The sequence below is a fragment of the Ancylobacter koreensis genome, assembly GCF_023016525.1.
In the GTDB taxonomy this organism is placed as follows: domain Bacteria; phylum Pseudomonadota; class Alphaproteobacteria; order Rhizobiales; family Xanthobacteraceae; genus Ancylobacter; species Ancylobacter koreensis.
Window position 1 is genome coordinate 88,153 of record NZ_JALKCG010000003.1, and the last position, 26,083, is coordinate 114,235.

Annotated in this window: 21 protein-coding genes; 6 read left to right on the plus strand and 15 right to left on the minus strand. The window is 69.7% G+C overall.

What is annotated here, in order from left to right:
- Positions 1-163: 163 nt before the first annotated feature.
- A complete protein-coding gene (gltA, locus tag MWN33_RS10390) occupies positions 164-1,474 on the minus strand; it encodes a citrate synthase (protein WP_247200430.1) in 1,311 nt (436 codons plus the stop codon).
- 244 nt (positions 1,475-1,718) lie between these two features.
- On the minus strand, positions 1,719-3,155 hold the full coding sequence (gene gltX, locus MWN33_RS10395; protein WP_247200431.1) for a glutamate--tRNA ligase: 1,437 nt from the start codon (positions 3,153-3,155) through the stop codon (positions 1,719-1,721).
- 123 nt (positions 3,156-3,278) lie between these two features.
- Between gltX and MWN33_RS10400 the strand changes: the two genes are divergently transcribed.
- Positions 3,279-5,747: a ComEC/Rec2 family competence protein gene (locus MWN33_RS10400; protein WP_247200432.1), complete on the plus strand. Its 2,469-nt coding sequence runs from the start codon at positions 3,279-3,281 to the stop codon at positions 5,745-5,747.
- Positions 5,748-6,150: 403 nt separating this feature from the next.
- Here the strand turns inward: MWN33_RS10400 and lexA are convergent, their stop codons facing one another.
- From lexA to MWN33_RS10450, 10 genes are all read right to left on the minus strand, one after another.
- Positions 6,151-6,849, minus strand: coding sequence for a transcriptional repressor LexA (gene lexA, locus MWN33_RS10405; protein ID WP_247200433.1), 699 nt, complete (start codon positions 6,847-6,849; stop codon positions 6,151-6,153).
- Positions 6,850-7,082: 233 nt separating this feature from the next.
- Positions 7,083-7,781, minus strand: coding sequence for a GntR family transcriptional regulator (locus MWN33_RS10410; RefSeq protein ID WP_247200434.1), 699 nt, complete (start codon positions 7,779-7,781; stop codon positions 7,083-7,085).
- A 114-nt stretch (positions 7,782-7,895) separates the two neighbouring features.
- Positions 7,896-8,279, minus strand: coding sequence for an oxalurate catabolism protein HpxZ (hpxZ, locus tag MWN33_RS10415; RefSeq protein WP_247200435.1), 384 nt, complete (start codon positions 8,277-8,279; stop codon positions 7,896-7,898).
- Between the two features lie 57 nt (positions 8,280-8,336).
- Positions 8,337-9,560: a molybdopterin molybdotransferase MoeA gene (locus MWN33_RS10420; RefSeq protein WP_247200436.1), complete on the minus strand. Its 1,224-nt coding sequence runs from the start codon at positions 9,558-9,560 to the stop codon at positions 8,337-8,339.
- Between the two features lie 11 nt (positions 9,561-9,571).
- Positions 9,572-10,057: a cyclic pyranopterin monophosphate synthase MoaC gene (gene moaC / locus MWN33_RS10425; RefSeq protein WP_247200437.1), complete on the minus strand. Its 486-nt coding sequence runs from the start codon at positions 10,055-10,057 to the stop codon at positions 9,572-9,574.
- 3 nt (positions 10,058-10,060) lie between these two features.
- Complete coding sequence (gene trpC, locus MWN33_RS10430) at positions 10,061-10,876, minus strand: indole-3-glycerol phosphate synthase TrpC (protein WP_247200438.1); 816 nt, start codon at positions 10,874-10,876, stop codon at positions 10,061-10,063.
- A gap of 12 nt (positions 10,877-10,888) precedes the next feature.
- Positions 10,889-11,914 (minus strand): anthranilate phosphoribosyltransferase, encoded by a 1,026-nt coding sequence (trpD, locus tag MWN33_RS10435; RefSeq protein WP_247200439.1) that lies wholly within the window; start codon positions 11,912-11,914, stop codon positions 10,889-10,891.
- A 44-nt stretch (positions 11,915-11,958) separates the two neighbouring features.
- The gene (locus MWN33_RS10440; RefSeq protein ID WP_247200440.1) at positions 11,959-12,567 is read right to left on the minus strand and encodes an anthranilate synthase component II; all 609 of its coding nucleotides are present in this window, start codon (positions 12,565-12,567) and stop codon (positions 11,959-11,961) included.
- 137 nt (positions 12,568-12,704) lie between these two features.
- Entirely contained in the window at positions 12,705-14,219 is a 1,515-nt protein-coding gene (gene trpE / locus MWN33_RS10445; protein WP_247200441.1) for an anthranilate synthase component I, read from the minus strand.
- A 15-nt stretch (positions 14,220-14,234) separates the two neighbouring features.
- A complete protein-coding gene (locus tag MWN33_RS10450) occupies positions 14,235-16,136 on the minus strand; it encodes a peptidylprolyl isomerase (RefSeq protein ID WP_247200442.1) in 1,902 nt (633 codons plus the stop codon).
- A 188-nt stretch (positions 16,137-16,324) separates the two neighbouring features.
- On the opposite strand from MWN33_RS10450, the gene tpiA reads away from it, so the two are divergent.
- From tpiA to MWN33_RS10470, 4 genes are all read left to right on the plus strand, one after another.
- On the plus strand, positions 16,325-17,080 hold the full coding sequence (gene tpiA / locus MWN33_RS10455) for a triose-phosphate isomerase (RefSeq protein WP_247200443.1): 756 nt from the start codon (positions 16,325-16,327) through the stop codon (positions 17,078-17,080).
- Between the two features lie 143 nt (positions 17,081-17,223).
- The gene (gene secG, locus MWN33_RS10460) at positions 17,224-17,622 is read left to right on the plus strand and encodes a preprotein translocase subunit SecG (RefSeq protein ID WP_247200444.1); all 399 of its coding nucleotides are present in this window, start codon (positions 17,224-17,226) and stop codon (positions 17,620-17,622) included.
- Positions 17,623-17,744: 122 nt separating this feature from the next.
- A complete protein-coding gene (gene pyrG / locus MWN33_RS10465) occupies positions 17,745-19,373 on the plus strand; it encodes a CTP synthase (RefSeq protein ID WP_247200445.1) in 1,629 nt (542 codons plus the stop codon).
- A 174-nt stretch (positions 19,374-19,547) separates the two neighbouring features.
- Positions 19,548-20,417 carry a VOC family protein gene (locus MWN33_RS10470; RefSeq protein ID WP_343312933.1) on the plus strand — a complete coding sequence of 290 codons (870 nt, stop codon included), beginning with the start codon at positions 19,548-19,550 and terminating at the stop codon, positions 20,415-20,417.
- 96 nt (positions 20,418-20,513) lie between these two features.
- Here MWN33_RS10470 and MWN33_RS10475 read toward each other — a convergent pair whose 3' ends face one another.
- Positions 20,514-23,072, minus strand: coding sequence for a glycosyltransferase (locus MWN33_RS10475; RefSeq protein ID WP_247200447.1), 2,559 nt, complete (start codon positions 23,070-23,072; stop codon positions 20,514-20,516).
- A gap of 334 nt (positions 23,073-23,406) precedes the next feature.
- A complete protein-coding gene (locus tag MWN33_RS10480; RefSeq protein WP_247200448.1) occupies positions 23,407-23,883 on the minus strand; it encodes a hypothetical protein in 477 nt (158 codons plus the stop codon).
- Between the two features lie 207 nt (positions 23,884-24,090).
- On the opposite strand from MWN33_RS10480, the gene MWN33_RS10485 reads away from it, so the two are divergent.
- A complete protein-coding gene (locus tag MWN33_RS10485) occupies positions 24,091-25,716 on the plus strand; it encodes a glycoside hydrolase family 17 protein (protein ID WP_247200449.1) in 1,626 nt (541 codons plus the stop codon).
- Here the strand turns inward: MWN33_RS10485 and MWN33_RS10490 are convergent.
- Positions 25,676-26,056 (minus strand): hypothetical protein, encoded by a 381-nt coding sequence (locus MWN33_RS10490; RefSeq protein ID WP_247200450.1) that lies wholly within the window; start codon positions 26,054-26,056, stop codon positions 25,676-25,678. The genes MWN33_RS10485 and MWN33_RS10490 overlap by 41 nt on opposite strands.
- Between the last annotated feature and the right edge of the window lie 27 nt (positions 26,057-26,083).

Sequence of the window (26,083 nt, forward strand, 5' to 3'; positions counted from 1 at the left end):
GAGAAAGCAAAGACGTCGAAAAGCAAAATCCCCGCCCTCCGGTCGGAGGACGGGGATTGCTGGAACTCTCGACCGTCCGGCGGGCACGTCGTCTGCCCGGCCGTTCAACCTTCGTTGCCGGAGCACGACGCGCCGTTTCCGGCGCGCCGCCCGGCGTGGCCGCTCACTTGCGGCGGGCGATCGGCACGTAGTCGCGGGCGACGTCGCCGGTGTAGAGCTGGCGCGGGCGGCCGATGCGCTGGCCGGGATCCTCGATCATCTCCTTCCACTGACCGATCCAGCCCACCGTGCGGGCGAGGGCGAACAGCACGGTGAACATGGAGGTCGGGAAGCCGAGGGCGCGCAGCGTGATGCCCGAATAGAAGTCGATGTTCGGGTAGAGCTTGCGCTCGACGAAATACTCGTCCTGCAATGCGATGCGCTCCAGCTCCACCGCGATGTCGAGCAGCGGGTCGTCCTGGATGCCGAGCTCGCCGAGCACCTCGTGGCAGGTGCGCTGCATGATCTTGGCGCGCGGGTCGTAGTTCTTGTACACGCGATGGCCGAAGCCCATCAGGCGGAACGGGTCGTTCTTGTCCTTGGCGCGCTTGATGAATTCCGGGATGCGGTCGACCGAGCCGATCTCGCCGAGCATCTTGAGCGCGGCCTCGTTGGCGCCGCCATGGGCGGGCCCCCAGAGGCAGGCGATGCCGGCGGCGATGCAGGCGAAGGGATTGGCGCCGGAGGAGCCGGCGAGGCGCACCGTCGACGTCGAGGCGTTCTGCTCGTGGTCGGCGTGCAGGATGAAGATGCGGTCGATAGCGCGGGAGAGGATCGGGTTGACCTTGTATTCCTCGCACGGCACCGAGAAGCACATGCGCAGGAAGTTCGAGGCGTAGTCGAGGTCGTTCTTCGGGTAAACGAAGGGCTGCCCGATCGAGTATTTGTAGGCCATCGCCGCCAGCGTCGGGATCTTCGCGATCATGCGGATCGAGGCGATCATGCGCTGCTGCGGGTCGGAGATGTCCGTGCTGTCGTGATAGAAGGCCGACAGGGCGCCAACCGAGGCCACCAGCACCGACATGGGGTGCGCGTCGCGACGGAAGCCGTGGAAGAACCGGCTCATCTGCTCATGCACCATGGTGTGGCGCGTGACGCGGTAGTCGAAATCCGCCTTCTGCGCGGCGGTCGGCAGCTCCCCGTAGAGGAGCAGGTAGCAGGTTTCGAGGAAGTCGCCGGTCTCGGCAAGCTGCTCGATGGGGTAGCCGCGATAGAGCAGGATGCCTTCGTCGCCGTCGATGTAGGTGATCTGGCTTTCGCAGGCGGCGGTCGAGGTGAAGCCGGGGTCGTAGGTGAACTTGCCGGTCTGGGCGTAGAGCTTGCCGATATCGATGACGTCGGGGCCGATGGTGCCGTTCAGTATCGGCAGCTCCCAGCTTTCATCGCCAATGGTGAGGGTGGCGGATTTCGCCGAAGTGCCGTTGCTGGCGTCCATGCGGATTCTCCCTGAGCCTGTGGAACCGATGAAACGGATCACGTCTTGCGGGTGCAGTGCCGAGCCTGGAAGGCAGTGGCCGGAGACGGGGCGTGTCTCGCTGCGGCCCGAGAGGCAGTCGTAGCGGTTTCGATCCGCCCTCGCAAGCGCAGCGAAACCGGTACCGCAATGCGGCCGGAAGGCGACGGCGCGATGGCGGCGAAACGATTTCACCTGTGCCGCCGCGCCGTGCTAGACGGGTTTCTTACGCCTTCGCGAGGGAGGCAGTCTGGTCGGCGATGCGGGCCAGCGACTCCTCGCGGCCGAGCACCGCCAGAACGTCGAAAATGCCCGGCGAGGTGGTCTTTCCGGTCATTGCCGCGCGCAGCGGCTGGGCGATGGCACCGAGCTTCACGCCTCGTTCTTCGGCCGCCGCGCGCACGGCCGCCTCGGTCTCGGCGGCGTTCCAGTCGGCGACGGCGGCGAGCTTTTCGGCCGCCGTGGCGAGCAGATGGCGGGCCTCCGCGGTCAGAAGAGCCTGCGCCTTCTCTTCGATCGGCAGCGGACGCGCGTTCAGAATATATGATGCGCTGTCAATAAGTTCTACCAACGTCTTCGCGCGCTCCTTCAGGCCCGGCATGGCGGCCAGAAGCTGCGCTCGGCGCTCCGGCGTGAGCGCGGCGGCGATGCCGGCACCGTTCGGCAGATAGGGCAGCAACGTGTCGATGGCGGCCAGCAGCTCGGGATCGGGGGTCGAGCGCATGTAGAGGCCGTTGATGTTCTCCAGCTTGGCGAAATCGAAGCGCGCCGCCGAGCGGCCCACGCGGTCGAGATCGAACAACGTGCTCATTTCCTCGGCCGAGAAAATCTCCTGGTCGCCATGGCTCCAGCCGAGGCGCACGAGGTAGTTGCGCAGCGCCGCCGGCAGGTAGCCCATGGCGCGGTAGGCATCGACGCCGAGGGCGCCGTGGCGCTTGGAGAGCTTGGCGCCGTCCGGCCCGTGGATGAGCGGGATATGCGCCATCTTCGGCACCCCCCAGCCCAGCGCATGGTAGATCTGCGTCTGGCGCGCGGCATTGGTGAGGTGGTCGTCGCCGCGGATGATGTGCGTGACGTTCATGTCGTGGTCGTCGACGACGACAGAGAGCATGTAGGTCGGCGTGCCGTCGGAGCGCAGCAGCACGAGGTCGTCAAGATCCTTGTTCGGGATGACGACGCGGCCCTGCACGAGATCGTCGATCACGGTCTCGCCTTCGGTCGGGGCCTTGAGGCGGAAGACCGGCTTGCGGTCGGTGGGGTAGTCGGCCGGATCGCGGTCGCGCCAGCGCCCGTCATAGCGCGGCGGCCGGCCCTCCCTGCGGGCGGTCTCGCGCATCTCCTCCAGCTCGGCGGCGGTGGCGAAGCAGGGATAGGCGCGGCCGGCGGCGATCATCTGTTCCACTGCCTCGCGGTGACGCTCAGCGCGGGCGAACTGGTAGATGACGTCGCCCGACCAGTCGATGCCGAGCCAGTTCAGCCCGTCGATGATGGCGTCGATGGCTTCGGGGGTGGAGCGCTGGCGGTCGGTGTCCTCGATGCGCAGCAGCATCTTGCCGCCCTTGGTGCGGGCATAGAGCCAGTTGAACAACGCGGTGCGCGCCCCGCCAATGTGCAGGAAGCCGGTGGGCGAGGGGGCGAAGCGGGTGACGACGGTCTCGGACATGTTTCTTTCGTCTCGCGCCGCGCGGCAGGGGCGGCGTCAAAGCGTTGCGGCGTGGCGGTTGCGGACGGAGCGTGTACCATAGGTGCGCGACACGGCAAAAGCGTTGCAACGGGCGGGCGGGGAATGCAGGGGCCGCCGCGGCGGGACCCGGACGAGGAATGGCCGGGAGAGGGCAGGCCTGACGGAGCGGGGCGTCGCCGGGGCGCGCGGGCGGCGGTGCTGGCCGACGCGCGTCGCGGGACGGGGCTCGCGCCCCTGCTGGCGGGCCGGTGGCCGGATCTGCGCCTCGGCGCGCTGACCACGGGGCTCTCCGCCGCGCTGGCGCGCGAACTCGACGACCGGCGCGGTTTCCTCTTCCTGCCCGTCGGCTTCGCCCTCGGCGCCGTGCTCTATTTCGCCGCCCCGCAGGAACCGCTCCCCTATGCCGGCTTCATGCCGGCGGGTGTCTTCGCCGCACTGGCGTGGTGGCGGCGCGAGCGGGCCTTCGGCTTCCATCTCTTCGCGCTGCTGGCGGTGATCGCGCTCGGCTTCGCCGTCGCGGCGCTTCAGGTGCAGCGCATGGCGCATCCCGTGCTCGGGCAGACGCTGTATGCCGCCGAGATCACCGGCTTCGTCGAATCCGCCGAGCAGCGTCCGCGCGGCAGCCGGATCACGCTGCTGGTCACCGGCTTCGCGCGCCCGCCCGCAGAGCCGCCGCAGCGTGTACGGGTGACGCTTTCGAGCCGCAAGCCGCCGGGGGTGGGTGCGCATGTGAGCCTGCGCGCCACGCTCGGCCCGCCGCCGGGGCCGGCCTATCCCGGCGGCTTCGATTTCGGCCGGGCGATCTGGTTCGACGGCATCGGCGCCACGGGCTTCTCTCTCGGGCGGCCGGAGCTTGCGCCGGCGACCGGTCCGCCGCCCTGGGGCCTCGCCCTCGCCACCTGGCTCGACGGCACGCGCCGGGCCATCGCCGCGCGCATCCGCGCCGCCCTGCCGGGAGAGGATGGCGGCGTCGCCGTGGCACTGGTGACGGGACTGCGCGACGCGGTGGCCGAGCCGATCGAGGAGAGCATGCGCATCGCCGGCTTGTCGCACATCCTCTCCATTTCCGGCCTGCACATGGCGCTGGTGGCGACGACGGTCTTCTTCCTCGCCCGCGCGCTGCTGGCGCTGGCACCGGAGCTTGCGCTGGCGCGGCCGATCAAGGCGTGGGCGGCGCTGCCGGCCTTCGCCTCGGCGACCTTCTATCTGCTGCTGTCGGGTGCCGAGGTGCCGACCCAGCGCGCCTATGTGATGACGCTGCTCGTGCTGGCCGGCGTGGTGCTCGGGCGGCCGGCGCTGACGCTGCGCACGCTGGCGCTCGCCGCGCTGGCGCTGATGGCGCTCACCCCCTGGGCGGTGCTCGACCCCGGCGCGCAGATGTCCTTCACCGCCACACTGGCGCTGATCGCCGCCTATGAACGCTTCGGCCGCTTCATCGCCGCGCCGCCGGGAATGAAGACGCCGCTATTCGCGGTGCCGGCACGCTACCTCGCCGCGCTGGTGCTTGGCTCGCTGGCGGCGGGGCTGGCGACGGCGCCCTATGCCGCGTTCCATTTCCAGCGCCTCGCCCCGCTCAGCCTGCCGGCCAACCTCGCCGCGACGCCGGTGGTGTCGCTCGTCGTCATGCCGTTCGGCCTCCTCGGCGCGCTGCTCATGCCGTTCGGCTGGGATGGCCCCGTGTGGCGCATCATGGGCTGGGGGATTGGCGTGATGCTCGACATCGCCGACATGGTGGCCGCTCTGCCGGGTGCGGACCGCGGCATACGGGGCATGCCGGCTGCGAGCCTCGCGCTGCTCTCGCTGGCGCTTGCGGTACTGTGCCTCGCCCGCACGCGGCTCATGTTGCTGGCGCCCGCGCTCGGCGGGCTGGCGCTATGGATTGCCGCCGGCACGCCGCGCCCGGAGCTGCTGGTCGACGCGCAGGGGCGCACCGTGGCGGTGAGGGGCACCGATGGGCGCCTCCACGTGATGGGCGACCGGGCGGCCGGGCTGGCAAATCGCTTCGCCGTCGAGCAATGGCTGAGCGCGGATGGCGACCGTACCCGCATCGGCGCGAAGGACATCGCGGCGGCGGCCACGTGCGATCCGCTCGGCTGCACGCTGCCGCTCGCGGACGGTGGGCTGGTGGCGCTGTCGCGGCAGCGGGACTCGCTGGAGGACGATTGCCGTCTCGCGCGCGTGCTGGTGACGCCGTTCGAACCGCCCCTGGTCTGCGCGGCCGAACTCGTGCGCATCGACCCATCACGACCTATGGGCGGGCTCGCCGGCTACCATACGCCGGAAGGCGGCTGGCGCTTCGTCGCGGCCCGCCCGGCCGAGGGCGCCCGGCCCTGGGAGGCGAGGAGCGCTCCTGTCGCGCCGGAGGCGGGTGGCGGTGCCCGAACGCCACCGCCCCTCATCCCGGCGCCGCCTGCCGCAAGGCAAGCCATCGGGGCGGCTGCCAAGGGAGCGCTCCCTTTCCGCGCGCCAGCGGATGCCTTCGACACGCCCGATACCTACCAGCCCGGGACGGACGGGAACGGGACAACAACGGAAGACCCGCCCGAGGAGGAAGAGCCGGGCGGCGGGTGAATGGAAGAGGGCCCGGCTGGAGGCGCTGGCCGTCCCTGCGCCAGACATGCCCGCCGACGCGCCGGACGCATATCGCCCCGCCTCGATGCGGCGGGTCAAGACGGCGGGCTTCCCGGAGGAGGAGCCGGAGAGTTCAGCGAACGGAAGCGGAAGGCGGCGGGCCGTCCCTGTGCTGACGGATGCGTTCGGCTTGCCGGACACCCGGTCCCAGCCGAGATGGATGAGACGGGGTCATGCCGGAGGGTGAAGGGCCGGAGGGCGAACGAACCGAAGCGGAAGGCGCGCACCGGCTCCCATCCGTGAATGCTCAGGCGAACGTTCAGCAGCGCCGGAACCGGAGTGGACGCGAACGGAAACGGAAGGCGAGGGCGGAAAGCGCCCGCCCGCCAGACCTAGCGGACGCTTAGTAGCGCCGGAACAGGCCGACCAGCTTGCCCTGGATGCGCACGCGGTCGGGGCCGAAGATGCGGGTCTCATAGGCCGGGTTGGCCGCCTCCAGCGCGACCGAAGCGCCCTTGCGGCGCAGGCGCTTGAGCGTGGCTTCCTCGTCGTCGATCAGCGCGACGACGATCTCGCCGGTGCTCGCCGTGTCGCATTTGCGGATCACCGCGAGATCGCCGTCGAGAATGCCGGCCTCGACCATGGAGTCGCCGCGCACTTCCAGCGCGTAATGCTCGCCGCCCGCCAGCATTTCCGGCGGCATGGATATGGTGTGGTCGCGCGACTGGATGGCCGAGATCGGCGTGCCGGCGGCGATGCGGCCCATGACCGGGATCGGCACCACGCGGCGGGCATCGTCGTCCTCGCTCGCGGGCCGCACACGGCCGAGATTGCCTTCGATGACATTGGGCGAGAAGGTCCGCGCGGCAGGCTTGGGCGGCTGCGCGTCCTCCGGCAGGCGCACCACTTCCAGCGCGCGGGCGCGGTTCGGCAGGCGGCGGATGAAACCGCGCTCCTCCAGCGCCGTAATGAGCCGGTGAATGCCCGACTTCGACCTGAGGTCGAGCGCGTCCTTCATCTCCTCGAAGGAGGGGGGCACGCCGTCCTTCTGGAGGCGGTCATTGATGAAGAGAAGCAGCTCATGCTGTTTGCGGGTAAGCATCCGGTGTTCCGTCTGGCGGCTGACGCGGGCTGAAACAAATCACGAACAGAGACTATCCGTTCCTATTGTGTTCCACAATGGGTAAAGGCATCGCTAAGAGGCGGAAAATGCACGCTTTCCGGCGGCGCGACCGGAAAAACGCCAAGCCAGTCGGGGAAACGGCGGTACCCGGCGGCCGGAAAGGTGCGCGGCCAGGGGCATGATTCGCACCGGCGCGCCGTGTCCGCCGCCGGTCAGACGGTCTGCGCGTATTGCTCGTAGGCGTCGTGCACGATGGCGATATGGCTGCGCATGGCATTGGCTGCGGCCTCGCGGTCGCCGCGCAGGATCGCCGTCGTCACCCGGTCATGCTCGGTGTGCGAGAGCGCGAGGCGCCCCAGCGCGCGGAACTGCGCGCGGCGGAAGGGCGAGAGCCGGCGGCGCGTGCCGACCGTCATTTCGATGAGGTAGTCGTTGTGGCTGCCCGCATAGATCGAGGTGTGGAACTGCTCGTTCGCCTCGCGATAGGTGGCGAAATCGCCGATGCGCATCAGTTCGCCCATGTCGGCGTGCAGCCGCTCCAGCTGGCGGCGCTCCTGCGGCGTCATGGCGAGGGCGCTCAGTCCCGCGCACAGCGCCTCCAGCTCGGCCATGACGTCGAACATATTCTGCAGCCGCTCGACGCTCGGGCGGGCGACCACGGCGCCGCGATGCGGGCGGGCGTCGACGAGGCCGGAGGCGGCGAGTTCGCGCAGCGCCTCGCGCACCGGCGTGCGGGAGACGCCGAAACGCGCCGCCAGCGCCGTCTCGTCGAGCCCGGTGCCCGGCGGCAGGGTGCCGCGCGTGATCTCGTCGGCGAGCTGCATGCGCAGTTCCTCGGCGCGCGTCACGCGGCCGCGCCGTCCGGCATCGGCGGGCGGTTCGAGCGGGAAGCGGACAGGCAGCACGGACATCGGCGGCTGACGAATCTGAGGGAGACGGCGCGGGGTCCCGACCGTGCCGCATCATTAGCCGGGGCGACCCGTTTCACCAAGAACTTCATGACGATGCCGGCGCTGCGGGCGGCCTCACCTGTCGTCGATCAGGCTCACATGGGCGGCGACGACCTTCCAGCCGGCCGGGGTGCGCATCCAGGTCTGCATCTGGCGGCCGACCTTGCCGGGCGTCGAGCTGCGGCGGAACAGGGTGGAGGCGACGGCGAAGTCGCGGCCATAGGTGGTGATCCTCGTGCCGTCCAGCGTGCGCTCCAGCCCTACCGGCGAGCGGGCGGCGCGGAAGGCTCGGATCTCGTCGATCCCGTAGAGGTTCTCGCCGCCGCCGTAACGCAGCGTGGTGGGGTCGTCCCAGAACAGGTCGTCGAGCGCGGCGACGTCGTTGGAGACCAGCGCGCGCTCATAGCGGTCGAACGCCGCGCGCACCTCGTCCAGCACCTCGGCAATGTTGATGTCCATGCGCCCGCTCCCCTTCGGCTCCCGATGTTTCGAGCGAACAGGCAGCCGGGCGCCCGGTCAATCCTCCAGCGGGAAAATCTCGCAGTCCTCGCCCGCCTGCGCGGCGGGCGCGAAGGGCCGGCGGACCAGCAGCACGTCGGCGCGGGCGAGATTGGCCAGCATGGAGCTGTCCTGCACGGGCAGCGGGCGCACGAGCGGCAGGCCGTCCTCATCGCCGACGATCTCGGCACGCTGAAAATCCATGCGCTGCTCGTTGGCCTTCACCGGGCCGGCGAGGCGGGCGGGGCGCAGCTCCAGGCCAGGCGGCACGTCGACGCCCTGCAGCGCCTTCAGCAGCGGCACGAGGAAGATGAGCGCGCAGACATGCGCGGACACCGGGTTGCCGGGCAGGCCGAGCACCAGTGGCCGCGCCGCCTCCTTCGCCGGGCTGCCGAACATCAGCGGCTTGCCCGGCCGCAGCGCGATCTTGTGCACGGCGAGCGCCACGCCCTCGGCGGTGAGGGCGGGTGCGATGAGGTCGTGGTCGCCCACCGAGGCGCCGCCCGTCGTCACCAGCACGTCGAGTCCGGCACCGAGTGCGTCGCGCACGCCGGCGCGGGTCTTTGCCATATCGTCGGGCAGGATGCCGAGGTCGATCACCTCGGCGCCGGCCTCGCGGGCCAGGGCGGCGAGGGAATAGAGGTTGGAGACGATGACCTGATGGGCGCCCGCGCCCTCTCCCGGCCGCACCAGCTCGTCGCCGGTCGAGAGGAGGCCGAGGCGCGGGCGGCGGGCGACGCTCACCTCAGCCACGTCGGCAGCGGCGATCAGCGCGAGGTCGCGGGCGCGCAGCCGGTGGCCGGGCGCGAGCAGGGTCTCGCCGGTGGCGAAGTCGCCGCCGGCCTTGCGGATGTGGCGGCCGATGGCGGCCGTCTCGGTGACGGTGACCGCCTCGCCCTCGCGGGTGGTGTCTTCCTGGATGACGATGGCGTCGGCGCCTTGCGGAAGCACGGCGCCGGTGAAGATGCGCACCGTGGTGCCCGGCTCGACGCGGCCGGCGAACGGGCGGCCGGCGGCGGATTCGCCGATCAGGGTGAGCGTGGCGGATGCGGCGGCGTCCTGCGCGCGCACGGCATAGCCGTCCATGGCCGAGACGTCGGCGCCGGGCGTGGTGCGGCGGGCGAGCACGGGGGCGGCGAGCACGCGGCCCTGCGCGCCGTCGAGCGGCACGTTCTCGGCCTCGACCGGACGGGCGGCGGCGAGCAGCAGCGCCAGCGCCTCCTCCACGGGCATCAGCGCCATGGCGGCCCCCGCTATTCGCCCTGCCAGTGGCCGGAGCGGCCGCCGGATTTCTCCACGAGGCGCACCGCCTCGATGCGCATGAAGCGGTCCACCGCCTTCGCCATATCGTAGACGGTGAGGCAGGCGACGGTGACGGCGGTGAGCGCCTCCATCTCGACGCCGGTCTGGCCGGACGTACGCACGCTGGCGCGCACGATCAGGCCGGGCAGGGCGGGGTCGGGCTCGATCTCGACGGCGACCTTGGAGAGCAGCAGCGCATGGCAGAGCGGGATCAGCTCATGCGTGCGCTTGGCCGCCATGATGCCGGCGAGGCGGGCGGTGCCGATGACGTCGCCCTTCTTCGCGTTGCCGGACAGGATGAGGTCCAGCGTTGCCGCCTGCATGACAACGCGGCCCTCCGCCACCGCCACGCGGTCGGTAACGGCCTTGTCCGCGACATCCACCATGTTGGCGGCGCCGGCGGCGTCGAGATGGGTGAGGCGGGGCGCGTCCGTCATCGCTCAGCCGGCAGCGCGGGCGGGCGTTGCGGGCGCCAGCAGCGCGCGCGTCGCCGCCGCCACATCCGCCTGCCGCATCAGGCTCTCGCCGACGAGGATGGTGGAGATGTTCACCCGCGCCAGGCGGGCCACGTCGTCCGGCGTGAAGATGCCGCTCTCGCCGACGATCAGCCGGTCGGCCGGGATGCGCGGGGCGAGGCGTTCGGAGGTGGCGAGCGTCACGTCGAAATTGCGCAGGTTGCGGTTGTTGATGCCGACGAGCCGGGCGGGAAGCTCCAGCGCGCGGTCGAGCTCGGCGTCGTCATGCACCTCGACCAGCGTGTCCATGCCGAGACCATGGGCGGTGTCGACGAGATCGCGCGCCAGCGCGTCGTCGACCGAGGCCATAATGACGAGGATGCAGTCGGCGCCCCAGCTGCGCGCCTCGTAGACCTGATAGGTGTCGTGCATGAAGTCCTTGCGCAGCGCGGGAAGCGCGCAGGCCGCCCGTGCCGCTACGAGGAATCCCGGCGCGCCCTGGAAGGAGGGAGCGTCGGTGAGCACGGAGAGACAGGCCGCCCCGCCCGCCTCGTAGGCGGCGGCTAGTGCCGGCGGGTCGAAATCGGGGCGGATCAGCCCCTTGGACGGGCTCGCCTTCTTGATCTCGGCGATCAGAGCGGTACGCCCGGCGGCGATCTTCGCCTCGATCGTCTTGAGGAAGCCACGCGCAGGCGGCTGCGCCTCGGCGGCTGCGCGCACCTGTTCGAGCGGTCGCGCGGCCTTGGCGGCTGCAATTTCCTCGCGCTTGTAGGCGCCGATCTTCTCAAGAATGTCCGCCATCCCGTCCTCCCGTCACTCGGCCGCCGCGAGGGCGGAGACGGCGACGAGCTTCTCCAGCGCCTTCGCCGCGTGGCCGCCCTTCAGGCTGGCGCGGGCGAGCTCAAGGCCGCCGCCGAGCTCGTCCGCCTTGCCGGCGACGACGAGGGCGGCGGCGGCGTTGAGCAGCGACACATCGGCATAGGCGCTCGACTCGCCGTCGAGCACCGCGCGCAGCGCCAGCGCATTGGCGGCACCGTCGCCGCCCTTGAGCGATTCGGGCGTCGCGCGCGCGACGCCGAACTCTTCCGGCGTGATCTCGAAGGCACGGATAGTGCCGCCCTTCAGCTCGGCAACGAAGGTCGGGCCGGTGGTGGTGATCTCGTCGAGCCCGTCCGAGCCGTGCACGACCCAGGCATGCGCCGAGCCGAGCGTGCGCAGAACCTCGGCGATCGGCTCCACCCAGGCACGGGCGAACACGCCGACCATCTGGCGGGTCACGCCGGCGGGATTTGAAAGGGGGCCGAGAAGATTGAAGATGGTGCGGGTGCCCAGCTCCACGCGGGTCGGTCCCACATGCTTCATCGCCGGATGGTGCGCCGGGGCGAACATGAAGCCGATGCCCGCCTCGCGGATGCAGGTGGCGATCTGCTCAGGGCCGAGGTCGATCTTCGCGCCGAGCGCCATCAGCACGTCGGCGGCGCCGGACTTGGAGGACAGCGCGCGGTTGCCGTGCTTGGCCACCGGCACGCCGGCGCCGGCGACGATGAAGGAAGCGCAGGTGGAAATGTTGTAGGAGCCGGAGGCGTCCCCGCCCGTGCCCACCACATCGACCGCCCCGGCCGGAGCCTCGACGCGCAGCATCTTGGCGCGCATGGTCGAGACCGCGCCGGCGATCTCCTCGACCTCCTCGCCGCGCACGCGCAGCGCCATCAGGATGGCGCCGATCTGCGAGGGTGTCGCCTCGCCCGACATCATCACGTCGAAGGCGGCGGCGGCTTCCGCGCGCGTCAGCGTGGTGCCGGTGGCCAGCTTGCCGATGATGGGCTTGAGGTTGTCCATGTTTCCCCGCTTCGTTCCGGCGCGTTCCCGCCTGTCCTTCGTGCCTACGCCGCCTGCTTCCGGCCAGGGCCAGCGTTCCAGTCCCGCGCCAGATCGAGGAAGTTCTTGAGGATGGTACGCCCGTGCTCGGAGGCGATGCTCTCCGGGTGGAACTGCACGCCATGGACGGGCAGTTCGCGGTGCGACAGGCCCATGATGAGGCCGTCGTCGGTCTCGGCGGTCACAGCGAGGCTGGCCGGCAGCGTGTCGCGTTTCACCACCAGCGAGTGGTAGCGCGTCGCCTTGAGCGGGCCGTTGATGCCGCGGAACACGCCCTCGCCCTTGTGGGCGATCTGCGAGAGCTTGCCGTGGATCGGCACCGGGGCGCGCACCACGTCGCCGCCGAACACCTGGCCGATGGCCTGGTGGCCCAGGCACACGCCGAACACCGGCACGCCGTCCTTCGCCGCGCGTTCGATCAGCGCGCAGGAGATGCCGGCCTCGTTGGGTGTCGCCGGGCCGGGCGAGATGACGATCGCCTCGGGCTTGAGCGCCATCGCCTCGTCGACGGTGAGGGTGTCGTTGCGGCGCACCTCCACCTCGGCGCCGAGCCCGCCGATATAGTGGACGAGGTTCCAGGTGAAGCTATCGTAATTGTCGATGAGCAGGATCATCGTGCGTCCATCCGCCGGCCCGTGCCGGCTGCAAAAGCTCTAGGGGTTCACCCGGCGCGGGGTCAAGCCGCGCCGGCAGGCGACAGGTCTATCGCCAGCCCCGCCATCGCTCGTGACGCCTATCTCCGCTCATCGTCCTACTGCCCCCGTCCGGCCCGGGCGGCGAAGCGCACGGCCTCCTCGGCGGCGCGGAACAGGGCGCTGGCCTTGTTCACGCATTCCTGCTGCTCGCTCTCGGGCACCGAGTCGTAGACGATGCCTGCACCAGCCTGCGCATACATGCGTCCGTCCTTCACCACGGCGGTGCGCAGCACGATGCAGGTGTCCATCTCGCCGTCGGCGCCGAAATAGCCGATGGCGCCGGCATAGATGCCGCGCTTGTCGCTTTCCAGCTCGTCGATGATCTCCATGGCGCGCACCTTCGGCGCGCCGGAGACGGTGCCGGCCGGGAAGCCGGCGGCCAGCGCGTCGAGCGCGTCGCGGCGCGGGTCGATCTTGCCCTCGACATTGGAGACGATGTGCATGACCTGGCTGTAGCGCTCGATGAAGAAGCTGTCGGTGACATGCACCGAGCCGATCTTCGCGACGCGGCCGACGTCGTTGCGGCCGAGGTCGAGCAGCATCAGGTGCTCGGCGCGCTCCTTCGGGTCGGCCAGCAGCTCGTCTTCCAGCGCTTTGTCCTCGTGCGGGGTGGCGCCGCGCCGGCGGGTGCCGGCAATGGGGCGGATGGTGACGGTGTTGTCGCGCAGCCGGACAAGGATCTCCGGCGAGGAGCACACCAGCGAGAAGCCGCCGAAGTTGAAATAGACGAGGAAGGGCGCCGGATTGATCCGCCGCAGCGCGCGATAGAGCGAGAAGGGCGGCAGCGCGAAGGGTGCCTCGAAGCGCTGAGACAGCACCACCTGAAAGATGTCGCCGGCGCGGATGTATTCCTTCGCCCGCTCCACCATGGCGCGGTAGGCGGCCGGCTCGGTGTTGGACTGCGCCGCCACCGGCTGGTGGAAGGCGTCCTCGCTCGGCAGGTTGGGCAGCGCGCTGTCGAGCGCGGCGACCACCTTTTCCAGCCGCTCGCGGGCGCGCTCATAGGCGAGGGCGGCCGGGACGCCGGCATCCGGGCGCACCGGGGTGACGACGGTGATCTCGTCGCGCACGGCGTCGAACACCACCATCACGGTGGGGCGGATGAAGATCGAATCCGGCACGTCGATGACGTCGGGCTTGGCGTCGGGCAGGCGCTCCATCTGGCGCACCATGTCATAGCCGAGATAGCCGAACACGCCTGCCGCCATGGGCGGGGCGCCGTCCGGCAGGTGGATGCGCGATTCCTCCACCAGTCTGCGCAGCGAGACCAGCGGCTTGTCGGGGCAGGGCTCGAAAGCCTCCGCATCGACGGCGGCGCTTCGGTTGATCTCGGCCCGCCCGGCATGGCAGCGCCAGATCACATCCGGCTCGATGCCGATCATCGAGTAGCGCCCGCGCGTGGCGCCGCCCTCGACGGATTCGAGCAGGAAGCTGTTCGCCCGCTCGCCGGCGATCTTGAGGAAGGCCGAGACGGGAGTCTCTAGGTCGGCGATGAGCGTGGTCGTGACGACCTGCGGCTCGCCGCGCTCATAGGTCGCCGCGAAGCTCGCGGCGTCGGGGGTCAGGCTCATGACGCGATTCCCGGATCAGTTGACCGCGTCGGTGCCGACGATCTGGTCGAGCGCGGCGCGGTTGACGCGGGCGCCGAGGCTGCCCTGCAGCTCGACGAGATATTCGGTCATCACGTCGTTCTCGAGGCTCTGGCGGATGTCGCTTACCAGCTTGTCGTTCGGCGCGCTCGCCGTAGGAACGCCCGCGCGCAGCACCTGGAACAGCAGGCGGCTGTCGCCGCCCTCGGCCAGGCTGCTGCCGACGCCGCCTTCGGGCGTCTCGAACACGGCGGCGATGATGTCCTGCGGCACGCCGTCGGCGGTGCGGCCACGGCGCAGGCCGTTGGCGGCGCGCAGCTCCAGCCCGGCCTCGTTCACGGCCTGGTCGAACTTCGTGCCGGCGGCGACCTTGGCCTTCAGCTCCTCCACCTTGGCATCGAGCGCCTGGGCGGTCTTGTCTTCCTTCCAGCGCTCCAGCACCTGCGCGCGGGCCTCATCGAAGCTGCGCTCGCGCGGAGCGGTGACGGAAGCGACCTCGTACCAGGCATAGCCGCCCGCCTGACCATTGACCTGCGGCAGGGTGACGGGATCGTTCTCCGCGCCGACCTCGGTGGCGAAGGCGCCGCGCAGCACCTCGGCGCGGCCGGGGAAGTCGGCGATCATGCTGCCGTCGGGCGCGCGGCCCTGCGCGTCGGTCTCGATGGTCTGGAGCTGGAGGCCGGCCTTGCCGGCGATCTCCGAGAGCTGGGCGCCGCTGGCCCGGTCGTCCTCGATCTCGTCATACCTGGTCAGCAGGGCGCGCTGGGCGGCGTTCACCTGCAGCGCGGCGCGGATGGCGGGCGCCACCTCCGCCAGCGGCTGGGTGGCGCCGGGCGTGATCGCCCCGACATGCACGATGACAGGGCCGAAGCGGCCATTGACCACGCCGCTGGTGCCGTCGGCCGGCAGCGAGAACGCCGCCCCGGCCACCGCCTTGTCGATAATGTCGGCGCGGGTGACGTCGCCGAGATCGACATCCTTGGGGTCGAGCTTGCGCTCGGTCACGATGTCGGCGAAGGGCGTGCCCGCCGCGATGCGGTCGGCGGCGGCCTTGGCCTCGTCCGCATTGGGGAACACGATCTGCTGCACGACGCGCTTCTCGGGCGTGCCGTAGGTGGCGAGGTTCGCGTTGTAGGCGGCCTCGACCTCCGCGTCGGTGACGTTCTCAGTGCTGGCGAGTGCCTGCGGGGTGAGCGCGAGCACGGTCACCTTGCGGAATTCCGGGGCGCGGAACGCGGCCTTGCGGGCATCGAAGAAGCTGCGCAGCTCCTCGTCGGTCGGCTCGGCCTGGGCGGGCAGGGCGGCCGCGGTCAGCATGGCGTAGTTGACCGAGCGCTCCTCGTTCTCGTAGCGCGCCACCGCATCCTTGAGCACCTGCGGCACCTCTATGCCGCCGCCCAGCGACTGGATGAGCTGCTGGCGCAGCGCCAGCGCGCGCTCGGCGGTAACGAAGCGCGCCTCGGTGTAGCCGTTCGAGCGCAGGATCTGGTTGAAATAGTTCGGGTCGAAGGCGCCGCCCGGCCCGAAGAAGGCCGGGTTCGACTGCACCCGGCGGGCGATCTCGGCGTCCGACAGGGCAAGCCCCATCGCCTTGGCCTGATCGTTCAGCGCGGCCTCGGCGAGCTGCTCGTTGAGGAGCTGGTCGGGAATGCCGAAGGCGCGCGCCTGCTCGGGGGTGATGCCGCGCTTGAGCTGCTGGCTGATCTGCTGGAGACGCTCCTGATAGATCTGGCGGAATTCCGGCACCGTGATCTCGGTGCTGCCGATCGTCGCCAGCGTCTGGCTGCCGAAGCCGCGGAACACGTCCGCGATGCCCCACACGCCGAAGCTGAGGATGAGCAGGCCCATCAGGATCTTGGCGACAATTCCGGAAGCGCTCTTGCGCAGCGTGTCAAGCATCTAGGTTCTCGTCTGGCGTCGTGCGGGCGAAAGGCCCGGAGCGCGAAAGGCGCGCATAATAGGGAGGCGTCCGGCGCGCCGCAACGGCACCGCGCCGCATTTGGCGGCCTAACGATACCCTGTTAACGCCGCGACACTCTGCTATGAGGAACCTTGCGTGGCGTTTTTGTGAAAGGTGAGTGACGGGCATGTCGAAGCGTCGTCCGCTGGTGGCCGGCAACTGGAAGATGCACGGCCTCAAGGCATCCATTGCGGAGTTCGGCCGCATCAGCGCGGGCTACGATTCCGCTCTCCGCGCGAAGGTCGATCTCGTGGTTTGCCCGCCGGCGACGCTGATGTCGGCACTGGCCATCGTGGCGCTGGGCACCCGCATCGGCATTGGCGGGCAGGACTGCCACACCAAGGCCGCCGGCGCCTATACCGGCGATATTTCCGCCGAGATGATCGCCGACACCGGCGCCTGCGCCGTCATTCTCGGCCATTCCGAGCGCCGCTCCGAACATGGCGAGACCGACGCCCTGGCGCGCGCCAAGGTCGAAGCCGCCTGGCGCGCCGGGCTCGTCGCCATTCTCTGCGTCGGCGAGACGCATGCCGAGCGCGAAGCGTTCCGCGCGCTCGACGTGGTGCGCAGCCAGCTCGCCGGTTCGGTGCCGGACGGCGCCACCGCCGCCAATCTCGTGGTCGCCTATGAGCCGGTCTGGGCCATCGGCACGGGCCTGACGCCGACCACGGCGGATATCGCCGAGATGCACGCGCTGCTGCGCGCCGAGCTGATCGCCCGCTTCGGGCACGAGGGGCGGGGCGTACGCCTGCTCTATGGCGGCTCGGTGAAGCCGGAAAATGCGGCGGATATCCTGGCCATCGCGGATGTGGACGGTGCTCTGGTCGGCGGCGCCAGCCTGAAGGCGGAGTCTTTTCTCGCCATCGCGCATGCCTATCTATAGGCGTCGCCATACGCGCTTTGCATGGGTGGCGGACGTTGTGGCGCGGCGGCTGGAAACCCCGGACGCAATCGTGTAGGAACGCGCCCAAAGAATGCGGTGGGTGCGTTGCGCCCGCCGTCGCACGAGCATTTTGAAGGCGTCAGATGCAAACCGTAATTATCGTCATCCATCTCATGGTCGTGCTGGCCCTCATCGGCGTCGTGCTGATCCAGCGCTCGGAAGGCGGCGGCCTCGGCATCGGTGGTGGCGGCGGTGGGGGCGGCGGCGGTGGCTTCTTCAGCGCCCGCGGCACGGCCAACGTGCTGACCCGGGCCACGGCGATCCTGGCGGCGCTGTTCTTTGTTACCAGCCTCTCGCTGACCATTCTGGCCGGCTGGGGGCGTGGTCCCTCCACCATCTTCACCACGCCCGCCTCGGCTCCCGGCGCGCCTTCGGCGCCCGCCCCCGGCGGCACGGTGCTCGACCAGCTCAACGCTGCGCAGCCCGCGCCGCCCGCAGCCCCTGCCGCGCCCTCGGCGCCGCAGGTTCCGCAGTCGCAGTGAATCCCGCGCGGCCCAGACCCGCCCTCCGGTCCGGTCCGCGTCCGATTTACCCACAGGCGGGAGCCCGTTCGGCAAGACGGGCTCTCGTCGAATCGCGTTTTTGCCGTTAGAAACCGGACTCCATGGCGCGCTATATCTTCATCACCGGCGGCGTCGTGTCCTCGCTTGGCAAGGGCCTCGCCTCCGCCGCTCTCGGTGCATTGCTGCAGGCCCGTGGTTACAAGACCCGGCTGCGCAAGCTCGACCCCTACCTCAACGTCGATCCGGGCACGATGAGCCCGTATCAGCACGGCGAGGTCTTCGTCACCGATGACGGTGCCGAGACCGACCTCGACCTCGGGCATTACGAGCGTTTCACCGGGCGTCCGGCCACCAAGCAGGACAACATCACCACCGGGCGCATCTATCAGGACATCCTGACCAAGGAGCGCCGTGGCGACTATCTCGGTGCCACCATCCAGGTGATCCCGCACGTCACCAACGCCATCAAGGACTTCGTGCTCTCGGGCAATGAGGGCTACGATTTCGTGCTGGTGGAGATCGGCGGCACGGTCGGCGACATCGAGGCGATGCCCTTCCTCGAAGCCATCCGCCAGATCGGCAACGAGCTGCCGCGCAAGCACTGCATCTACATCCACCTCACCCTGCTTCCCTTCATCCCCTCGGCCGGCGAACTGAAGACCAAGCCGACCCAGCACTCGGTGAAGGAGCTGCGCTCCATCGGCATCGCGCCGGACATCCTCCTCTGCCGCACCGACCGCGAGATTCCGCGCGAGGAGCGCCGCAAGCTCGGCCTGTTCTGCAATGTGCGCGAGAGCGCGGTGATCGAGGCGCGCGACGCCGACAGCATCTATGCCGTGCCCTCCGCCTATCACGAGGCGGGGCTGGACGGGGAAGTGCTGGCCGCCTTCGGCATCGAGCCGGCGCCCGAGCCCGACCTGTCGCGCTGGCAGAAGGTTGAGGCGGGCGTGCGCAACCCCGAGGGGGCGGTGACGATCGCCATCGTCGGCAAGTACACGGGCATGAAGGACGCCTACAAGTCCCTCATCGAGGCGCTGACCCATGGCGGCCTTGCCAACAATGTCCGCGTCAATCTCGACTGGATCGAGAGCGAGATCTTCGAGCGCGAGGATCCCGCGCCCTTCCTCGAACACGTGCACGGCATCCTCGTGCCGGGCGGATTCGGCCAGCGCGGCGCCGAGGGCAAGATCCGCGCGGCGCAGTTCGCCCGCGAGCGGCGCGTGCCCTATCTCGGCATCTGCTTCGGCATGCAGATGGCGGTGATCGAGGCGACGCGGAACCTCGCCGGCGTGGCGGCAGCCAATTCGACCGAGTTCGGCCCGACCTCGGAGCCCGTGGTCGGCCTGCTGACCGAATGGCTGCGCGGCAACGAGCTGGAGAAGCGCGGCCTCGACGGCGATCTCGGCGGCACGATGCGGCTCGGCGCCTATCCCGCCGCGCTGGCGGAGGGCAGCCGCGTGGCCGACATCTACGGCTCCACCGCGATTTCCGAGCGCCACCGCCATCGCTACGAGGTCAACATGGCCTATCGCGACCGGCTGGAGGCCTGCGGCATGCTGTTCTCCGGCCTGTCGCCGGACGGGCTGTTGCCGGAGATCATCGAATACCCCGACCATCCCTGGTTCGTCGGCGTGCAGTTCCATCCGGAACTGAAGTCGCGCCCCTTCGCGCCGCACCCGCTCTTCGCCTCCTTCATCGGCGCGGCGGCGGTGCAGAGCCGGCTGTTCTAGCCGCGCTCCCCGCGCGCCGGCCCGCCTTGTCGCGGCCAGCGGCGCGCTCCTTCCCGGGACGAAACACGCCCAGCGGGCAATCGAGGCTGGATTCGCGTGCGCGTGGCGTGCTCTGATCCGCCCGGGGCTACGGGCCGGCGCCGTGCGGCGGCCGTGAAGGGGAGGAATGTGCCGGTGATTCGAGGTCTCGATCACGTCGTCCATGTCGTTCGCGATCTGGAGGCGGCGGGCGAACTCTACGATCTGCTCGGCTTCACGGTGGGCAGCCGCAACCGCCATCCGTGGGGGACCGACAACCGCATCGTCCAGATGCCGGGCTTCTTCATCGAGCTGCTGGAGATCGCGCAGCCGGAGGCGATCGTGCCGCATGGCGAGACGAGCTTCTCCTTCGGGGCCTTCAACCGTGATTTTCTCGCCGAAGTCGGGCAGGGGCTCTCCATGCTCGTTCTGGAAGGCCACGACCCCGCCGCCGACAAGCTGGAATTCGACACGGCCGGCTATGGCGGGCTCGACCTGTTCGACTTCTCCCGCAAGGGCAAGCGGCCGGATGGCTCGGATGTCGAGGTGGCGTTCTCGCTCGCCTTCGCCCGCGAGGCTGCCTCGCCTCAAGCCGGCTTCTTCACCTGCCTGCAGCGCCGGCCGGAGAACTTCTGGGCGCCGGACCTTCAGCGCCACATGAACGGCACCACCGGCGTCGCCGGCGTCGTGCTCACCGCGCAGGACCCGGCGGCCCATACCGACTTCCTCTCCGTCTTCGTCGGCACCGATCTGCGCCGGGCGGTGGATGGCTGGCACATCGCCCACACGCCGCGCGGGGATGTCGACCTGATGAGCCCGGCGCTGTTCAGCCAGCGCTTCGGCGTCGCCGCGCCGGAAGGCCCGGGGCTGCGGCTGGCGGCGTTGCGCTTCGCGGTGGAAGACATCGCCAAGCTGCGCCGGCGCGTCTCCTCCTCGCGCATGGGTGCGGAGGAGATCGAGGGGCTGGTGGTGGTGAGCCCGAAAGCCGCACTCGGCGCCACGCTCGCCTTCGAGCCGGCGGCCTGACGCGCCACTTCATGACCGGAAATAACAAAGGGCCCGGAATCGCTTCCGGGCCCTTTTTCATGTCCTGATTCCGCCGCTTCGACCGGCGGATGAGGATCAGCTCACGATCTTCTCGGGCACGACGTCCGCCTGCGGGACGCGGCCGGGCAGCAGCGCCAGCGCGCGGGCGCGCAGCGAGGCCCAGGTGCTGAACAGGTTGAGCGGCGAGCCCTCCAGCCAGCCGATGCCAGCGGCCGCCAGGAAGGGCAGGCTCTGCACGGCGAGGGCGAAGGCGAACAGGTCGACCTCGACGACGGCGTGCCAGTTGGTCATGCGCAGCGAGATCGCCGCGACCAGCAGGCCGGCGCCGATGATCGCCTCCGGCAGGGCCGGGAAGGCGCGGGCGGCGTCGGCGAGCCAGGAGCCCTTGGCGGTACGGGCGAAGGCGAGGTCCTTGTAGCGGAAGCTGTCATAGACCGCCTTGGCCACGGTGAACTGCACCGCCATCGCCGCGAAGGCGGCGCCGAGCATGCGCACCGGGGTGGTCGCCACGCGTAGCCGGTAGAGCGCGATGAAGTGCAGCACGTAGATGCCGAAGCAGAACAGGATCGGCACGGTGAGGATGCGCTGCGGCACGGCGATCCCGAGGCCCAGCACCAGCGGCACCCAGAGCAGCGACAGGACCGCTACCAGCGCGCCGATGCTCTCCGAGCCGAGCCAGCTGACCCAGCCGATGGAGAATTCGCGGCGCTGCGCGGGGGTAAGGCGGGTGCCACCATTGGGCAGCATGCGGCGCCAGTGCTTCTTGATGATCTGCATGCCGCCATAGGCCCAGCGGTGGCGCTGCTTCTTGAACGAGGCGAAGTCGTCCGGCAGCAGGCCCCAGCCATAGCGCTCATTGGTGTAGTGGCTCTTCCATCCGCGCTCGACGATGGCGAGGCCGAGATCGGTGTCCTCGCAGATCGTGTCGCTCGACCAGTCGCCGGCCTCGACCATGGCGGCGCGGCGCATCAGGCACATGGTGCCGTGCACGACGATGGCGTCGTGCTCGTTGCGCTGGACCATGCCGATGTCGAAGAAGCCGGCATATTCGGTGTTCATCGCCTCGTGCAGCAGGCTGCGATTGGCGTCGCGGTGGTCCTGCGGCGCCTGCACGATGCCGACCGTCGGGTCCTCGAAGGAGGGCACCAGCTCCATCAGCCAGTTCGGATCGACCACGTAGTCGGCGTCGATGATGCCGATGATCTCGGCGTCCGGCGCGGTCTGCAGCATGGCCTGGCGAAGGGCGCCGGCCTTGAAGCCCTCGACCTTGGGCAGGTTGATGAACTTGAAGCGGTCGCCCAGCTCGCGGCAATAGGCCTCGATCGGCTCCCAGAAGGCCGGGTCCGGCGTGTTGTTGATGATGACCAGGCACTCGAAGTTCGGCCAGTTCAGCCGGGCGACGCCGTCGAGCGTCTGCTTCAGCATCTCCGGCGGCTCCTTGTAGGCCGGGATGTGGATCGAGACCTTGGGCGTGCGCGAGGGCGCCACCGCGTCGGCGCGGCGCAGCAGGCGGCGCGGCGAGCGGCCGAAGGCGATGGTGGCCAGTTCCTCGACCCGGTACAGCATCACCACGACGAGCGGCACCAGCAGCACCAGGCTGACGATGAACGTCACCTTGTTGCCGCCGACCACGTAATGGGTCAGCCAGTGGTCGGTCACGGTGGCGATCCAGGCGCCGACGAGCGCGCCGGCGCCGACCATTACCGTCGCCTGCGTCATGGTCAGCCGCGCGAAGCGGAAGACGGGCAGGGCGAAGGCGATGCCGAGCAGCAGCGCGATGGCGGCGGTGGCGGTGTAGGTCGAGGGGGTGATCGGGCCGGAGAGCGGGAACTTCAGCTCGCGGTCGGCGTCGAGCACGCCCCAGTACTGGCCGACGCTGCCCTCGAAGCTCTTCCACGGCGCGTCGAACGCCTCGATGAGGTTGTATTCGATGCCGAGCGCATCGGCGCGCGCGGCGAATTCGCGGATGATCTTCGCCTGCTCGACCTCGCCCGGCATGGCGTTGTCGCGGTTGTAGCCCTGGCTCGGCCAGCCGAACTCGGCGATGACGATGCGCTTGCCGGGATAGGCGGCGCGCAGCCGGTCATAGATCGAGATGACGTGGTCGACCACCTGCTCGGGCGGGATGCCTTCCCAGTAGGGGAGCATGTGGGCGGCGATGTAGTCGACCGCCGAGACGAGTTCCGGATGGTCGAGCCACACGTCCCAGGTCTCGCCGGTGGTTACCGGGACGTTGGTCTCGCGCTTGACGCGGCGGATGGTCTCGATGAGCTGCTCGGGCGTGCGCTCGGCGCGCAGGATCGACTCGTTGCCGACCACGATGCCCACGACGTTGGAATTCTTCTTCGCCGCATCGATCGCGTTGGCGATCTCGCGGGCGTTGCGGTCCTCATCCTCGTCGAGCCACGCGCCGACCGTGGTCTTCAGGCCCTTCTCGGCGGCGATCTTCGCCACGAGGTCCAGATTGCCGGTCGAGGCGTAGGTGCGCACCGCGCGGGTATAGGGTGCGACCGCCTCGACGTCGGCGCGGATCTGCGCCTCCGTGGTCGCCTCGCCCTTGTCCGGGTTGGTGTCACGCCCATAGGGCGCGAAGGACATGCTCTGGAAGCGGTCGGTAACGGAAGGAGCCGTCACCTCCTCGCGCAGGGCAAGCCAAGCAAAGGCATGTACGCACGTGACGACCGCAAGCGCTGCGGCGGCGACACGAACAGCGGGGCGCATGAGACAAACCCACGAACAAAGGTGAGGGTGACGGATGGAATATAGTACAGTTTCAACGCAGGTGCAGCATTCTCGTCGCCGCATCGCGACAGGCGCGATACGTCTTCCGGAAACGCCGCTTCGTCGCTGAAACGCGTCGAGACGGATATTGGTTCCGCACTATGGCAAGCACGTGTCGCGGCAATGTCGGCCGCCGGGCCGTCACGCGAATTTATTGCGCAGGCAGAAGGGCCTGCGCCGGCGTCGGTTATTGCGCGGGCGCCTTGGCGGGAGCGGCGGCGGGCGCGGGCGGCGGCGCGTCGGGATTCACCCAGCAGGCATGGACGCGCTCGGACAGGCGCTCCTGCGCCTTGCTGTCGATGTTGCCCTGCCGCACGAGGCAGCGAAAGGCGATCTTGAGGTGCTCGGTGGGGCAGCCGAAGCGCTCATAGAGCTCCATGTGGCGCCGCGCGGTGTCGATGTCGTCGCGCCAGAGCAGCATGGCGATGCGCCGTCCGCTCCACACGCATTCCGGCAGGCCGGCATTGCCGGGCAGCTTGGCGGCCTCGGCAAACTCCTCCACCGAGCGGCGCTGGGCCTCATCCTTCGCCTGCTCCTCCGGCGTCTTCTGCTCGGCCGGCTTCTGCTCGGGCGAAGCGCTCTGCGCGAAGGCGACGGGCGCCGCCGCCATCAGGATGAAGCCGCCGAACAGGGCGGCGGCGAGGGGACGTACGGAGCACAACATGGGGGAAAACGTCACACGCGAGAGGGGGAACACCGGGCCGGTTAGGACAGTAGGAGAACCGGCGGAATTTGTCAGCATGACGGCGCCCCGCCAAGCCGTTCGCGGACGCAAAATTCCGCCGTTTTCCAAACGCCTCTTGCCGGAGCACGAAAGCACCGCTACCCGGCATGTGAATCCGTCGGTCGGCCCTTCCCGGAGAGTTCCCGCATGCGAATGCCTCTCGCGCTTGCCGCCCTTGTCTGCGCGGCAATCGTCGCCGTCTGGGCGTGGCTCGGCCAGCCCGTGCCGGCTCCGGTCTCGCCGCTGGCGGCCGGCGAGAAGCTGCCCTGCGTCTCCTATGCGCCATTTCGTCCCGGTCAGGACCCGTTCACCCCGGCGAGCGACATCACCCCGGCGCAGGTCGATGACGACCTCGCCCGGCTGGCGAAGATCACGAACTGCGTACGCACCTATTCCTCGACGCAGGCGAGCCTCGATTCCGTCCCCGAGCTCGCCCGCAAGCATGGCCTGGCCGTGCTGCTCGGCATCTGGATCGCCCGCGATCCCGTCGCCAACCGCGCCGAGATCGACCGCGCCGTGCAACTCGCGCAGCAGAACCCCGACGTGGTGAAGGCGGTGATCGTCGGCAACGAGGTGCTGCTGCGCGGCGAACAGTCGTCGAACGATATCGCCGCCTTCCTCAAGGAGGTGAAGGGCAAGCTGCCGCCGGGCGTCGAGGTCACCTATGCCGATGTCTGGGAATTCTGGGAGCGCAACCGGGGGCTGGCCGATTCGGTCGATTTCGTCACCGTGCATATCCTGCCCTTCTGGGAGGACCTGCCGGTGGCGGCGGAGAAGTCCGTCGCCCATCTCGGCGAGATACGCGAGCATGTCGGCGAGATGTTCGCGGGCAAGGAGATCCTGATCGGCGAGACCGGCTGGCCGAGCGAGGGGCGCATGCGCGAAGGCGCCTTGCCCTCGCCCTCCAATCAGGCGCGGGTGATCCAGGAGCTGCTGGCGCTCGCCAAGGAGAAGGGTTACCGCCTCAACGTCATCGAGGCCTTCGACCAGCCGTGGAAGCGCCAGCTCGAAGGCACGGTGGGTGGGCACTGGGGCTTCCTCGACGCCTATACCCGCGAATTCAAGTTCGCCTGGGGCGAGGCGGTCTCCGACCATCCGCTGTGGAAATGGCAGGCGGGCATCGGCGCGGTTTTCGCCGGCCTCGTCTTCGCCGCCGCCGGGCTCGCCGGTCGCCGGGCGGGGACGCCTCCGGCCGGCGGGCGCGACTGGGCGGCGGTGGCCGGCGTCGCGCTGGCTTCAGGGCTGATGTACGGGCGGATGCTTGCCAGCGTGCCGGTGGAGAGCCTCGGCGTCGGCGGCTGGATCCGTGGCGGCTCCCTGATCGCTCTGGCGACGGCGGTGCCGCTCGCGAGCGCGGTCGCCATCGGCGCGCGGGCGCGGCTGGTGACGCTGACGCTGGCGCTCAACCCCGCCTCGACGCCGGGCGCGACGCGGCTGGAGCGCTTCTACGCCTTGCTGCTCGCCCTGTCGGTGGTGCTGGCGGCACAGGTCGCGCTCGGGCTCGTCTTCGATCCCCGCTACAAGGATTTCCAGTTCGCCGGCCTGACACCCATCGTCGCCGGCTTCGCCTTTCAGTCGCTGGTGGCGGCGGCGTGGCGCGCGCGCACCGACCGGCATGCCGAGGCCATCGCGGCGGCGGTGTTCCTCGCCAGCGGTCTCTATGTCGTCGTCAACGAGACGCTGGCGAACTGGCAGGGGCTGTGGACCGGCACGCTGTTCGTCGTGCTCGGCCTCACTCTGTGGCGCCTCGCCACGGCCGGGCGAAAGATATGAGCAGCAGCCCGCCGGCAAGTCCCGCGAGATTGTTGTTGTAAAAGACAAGACCCATGCCGGTCGCCATCAGGGCGAGGGTGAACAGGACGAGCGAGGGCCGCAGCACCTGCAGCGCCGCCGTCGCCACCGCCACGATGCCGAAGATCGACTGGCCGAACAGGGTGATGACCAGCGCCCGCGTCTCGCAGGTGGCGGTCTCAACGCCCCGGCAGGCGAGGCCGACCGCCGACTGCTCCAGCAGCGCGTAGCGCACATAGATCGCCCAGCCGAGCGCGAAGGCGCCGAGCGCGATGATAACGTTGGCGGCGCGGGCGCCGGGCAGGAAGCTGCGTCTGGCCAAGGAGACTGTCCCCGTTTCGGCGGTGGT